A 3,612-nucleotide genomic window follows, 5' to 3' on the forward strand; every position below is an offset into this window, starting at 1 on the left:
CCTAAAGCTACGACTGCACTGATATCAGGAAGTTTTTCCAGCTTTTTATCTAAACTTGCATGCCCAGTTCTGTCTCGATCATCAACACCTTGCAAATCAATCTTTCTCATCAATCCCTTATCAGCACAGAAATCAAAAAACGGGCGCAGACGGTCAACAGTTCTACTTCCTAAGCAAAGACTGCGAACTGAAGACTCCGATTGAACGTAAAGATCGCCATCCATGCGTGACAGCATCTTTCTGGCGGCAGATGTTCGAGCTTTCTTTTCACTGACAGACAAATTTGTATTGGTTGTTTCAATAACCCAAACTTTTATCAAATAACTATAAGGATAAGGAAGAGCATCGCTAGATAGGTTACCGCAATTTTTACCCTTTTTCCCATGTATGCCGCAGAGGAACCTATTATTGCGACCACTATTTGGATCGATGTGGTGCCAGATTAAATCATCGAAATCTGCTTTCTCTCCACCAGGGCCCTCAAATTGTATAAATTCCGACTCACGATACGAATAGATTATTGATTCCAATCTGTCTAAATATTTATTAATCATCTATTGAGCGCTGCCTTGCAAGAGTCTCATCGCACACGGCAATAGTCAATTTAACCCAAACAATCTGCCGCTCTAGTTTTTCTATGCTTCGAGTATGAAGAGGATTAAGTAAGGCGTTACGATTAACCGTAAGCTTATCCTCCGCCGCTTCTAAGACTGACCTGTGATCTGCCTCAAGTATGGGAATGAAATTAGGACACCCGTAGCAGCCCAACGGCCGCCCCATGACTGTGGAACAGGTATGACATACACGCTCATTTCTCGCACCACCAATAGGACTGAAATTGTGATCGACTATAATTTCATCTCTTTCCCGGATCAAAGATAGGGAGCCGCTAAACGCAGCCTTAAGAAATTCGTTGCCTATATATTTTGAGTCAATCTCCCGTCTAGACTTATAATCCAAGTCAATGTAGTGCCTTGCAGCTGGCACGGTTACACCGGTTATTTTGGCCAATTGTGCAGCGGAAAGCCCATCTTGAGCACCTCGAGTTAATACGGTATGACGAACCCTATTAGAACTGGCTATACAATCCGCTATGCGATCAGAGCAGGGACGAACGCACCTCATTGCATTTGTGATGGACGATTCCGATACATGGTAGGCAGTAGAGCGAGAAGAAAAAAGACTTCTTAAGAAATCTAAAGACTCAATTTCCAAAGAAAAAAGGCTTACATCTGGAAACATAGGAATATTGTTCATTAATTTAAGAAGCTCGGTATCATCAACGTCAATCTCCGATGATGTCATAAGCAGCTTGAGCCCCTTGAAAACTATCTGCTTAAACTCAATTAGCACTTTTGCTAACTCTTCAGAGATATACAATGGATACCTTTCGGGACGCTCCCGTGAAAAAAGCATTCCCGTAGACTTAGCGATGTACACTCTAAGTTGGAGCGTCTCTCCCCCCAAGCTTCCTATCTCGTCCACACTCCGTATTGCCGCATCGTGAAAACTTGAGCCTGAGGGAATCAAATCTGACCATTTCAAAAGCGCAATCTGGATTGGTCGTCTTACAATGAACACCAACAACTTAGTCGTCACCATATTTCTGAGAACACCATAACGCATCGATGACTGGTAAAAGGAAAGTTCTTGCTTAGCACTCCACTTGAACTGCTGAAGGCTTTCATTGATTTTCTTCGCCAACGAGTCAAACTCTACATCGTTAAAGGCACCGGTGGACAAATCAAGTGGATTAACGCTAGTTTTATCTAAATGTTCTCTTGTAAATTTGTGGTAGCCATGAAATTTCTTGTATCCCAATTTTGCTAGGGTACCGAAAAACTGATTAAGAGCCTTTTTCTTATGTGTACTTAACCCACTCCATAACGCCTTAAGTTTATCTAACGAAGGTATACCACCCAAGATGAACGGCCTCATGTTGGTAACAACTCCGCATGCAGTGCTCGCAGCCTTGGTTCTTGCGTAATAGACAAACACATCCAAAATTAATTTTTTTTCAGTTTCTGTCATATCCGAAGCATGAACCCAACCAACGTTAACCCGTGCTCCTTTTCCTGAATTTGGAAGTATTACCCATTCATCATCTAAAGCATTAATCATCAAGCCAGACTTTGCTGAAAAAAAATGAAGGAATTTTATGAATATCACTCGTCGATATCGATCCGTTTGAGTGGTTCATTTTTTTTGTGCCATACGTTTCTGATGCGCTATCGACAGTTCCCTTGCTACAAGCGCCAAGCGCTTATCATCGTATACATCGACCATTGTGGTATTTTGCGACCAACCCATAGCATATTTTCTAGTGTCCTCACGAAGAACTGGATCAATTCCAACACGATCCGCCTCTTTATCAAAAATCTCATTCCATTTATGGCGGAGCATATGGGGATGGACATGGAACCCCAAAGCCTTAGAAATGTTCTGAAAAATTGAATTTATCGATTTTAGGGAAAGTGGTTGGCCTGCAGTTCCTTTAGAATCATTTTCACTGATCAATAAAAAATCATGATATTGAGCCCGAGAAAACCTTGACCGAATCTGATCAATATAGAACTTAACATGAAACATCAAATCTTGACCAACCGTAGCCAGATGCGCCTTAGTCTTTTGGTTTGGTTTTTCTGTACGACAGTCTGTCGGGTCGTTTCCTGAGCGGTATATAGATACCTGATCATAGGTTCCGTAGAAATGAAAGTCTGATATTTTTGACTTCGCTAGCGCGCCCCTCCTGATACCACCGCAAATTAACAAATTAACAAATTAACTATTAAGTAATTTCTAATTCTTGACCCTTTGAATGGATTATTAGGTGAAGAAGGCACCATCATTTCCAGTAGTTTCGTGAAAACCTCATCAGGAATCACAGACTCGTCGGCCCCCTTTATTTCTTGTCCGTGATTTCGCCCAAGACCTTCTTCATCTAATTTAATTTTTGAAATCAGCTTATCGAATCGATCATTCAGATTTTCTTCGACCCCGAATACACCATGAAACTGTTCAAATAGCCATTTAAGAAAACATCTCAGCCTTCTGATGCGGCCTTGCAAAGTTTCATTTGATACCTTCGCCATACCTTTCTGATTGGCGACGATAACATTCCGAAGGTGCTTATCACTTATTCGAAACTCTTTTATACTTAAACTTGAGTCAATCACATCCTTAATCAAGCAACACGCGTCATAAAACTGCATGTATTCTTTCTGTGAAATTAACTCTCCAGACGCAATTCGCTCCGGAATATTTATATTTTTTCCAAAAAAGAACTGAAGTACGAACAACAGTTCATTCGCGTATCTAAGTCTTGTATTTGGCGCTTTAGAAGACAGTGGTCCATTCAGATAACACGAAACATACGGATCGAACGGACAATCCGAATCATCGACTATGGACACGAAAGGTATCGAATTATATTGGTACTGTCTGACTTTCATTGACAAAATACCTCGTCCGATAACCAATCAGTGAAGATTAGTCCGAAACGGAGCTTTGTCAAATTACAGGAAGGGAGAACTGATATATGGCAGGCTTTAAAGCCAACAATTAAGGAATTTTCTGTTTTACAAAATAATCTTTGCTTATAACTTGCCGCCG

At 41.0% G+C, this 3,612-nt stretch carries 3 protein-coding genes and 1 pseudogene; all 4 read right to left on the reverse strand.

Going from position 1 to position 3,612, the window contains the following annotated elements; genetic code table 11:
- Positions 1-554: pseudogene (locus DW49_RS1000000129630) on the reverse strand (hypothetical protein); the annotation flags it as partial.
- On the reverse strand, positions 547-2,169 hold the full coding sequence (locus tag DW49_RS0106755) for a hypothetical protein (protein WP_005622382.1): 1,623 nt from the start codon (positions 2,167-2,169) through the stop codon (positions 547-549). The pseudogene DW49_RS1000000129630 and the gene DW49_RS0106755, both read right to left, overlap by 8 nt.
- A 27-nt stretch (positions 2,170-2,196) precedes the next feature.
- Positions 2,197-2,772 carry a site-specific integrase gene (locus tag DW49_RS1000000133575; RefSeq protein ID WP_241478687.1) on the reverse strand — a complete coding sequence of 192 codons (576 nt, stop codon included), beginning with the start codon at positions 2,770-2,772 and terminating at the stop codon, positions 2,197-2,199.
- Positions 2,766-3,413: a hypothetical protein gene (locus DW49_RS1000000133580; RefSeq protein WP_241478688.1), complete on the reverse strand. Its 648-nt coding sequence runs from the start codon at positions 3,411-3,413 to the stop codon at positions 2,766-2,768. Before DW49_RS1000000133580 ends, DW49_RS1000000133575 begins: the two co-directional genes overlap by 7 nt.
- Between the last annotated feature and the right edge of the window lie 199 nt (positions 3,414-3,612).

The organism is Pseudomonas avellanae BPIC 631 (assembly GCF_000444135.1).
Lineage (GTDB): Bacteria > Pseudomonadota > Gammaproteobacteria > Pseudomonadales > Pseudomonadaceae > Aquipseudomonas > Aquipseudomonas avellanae.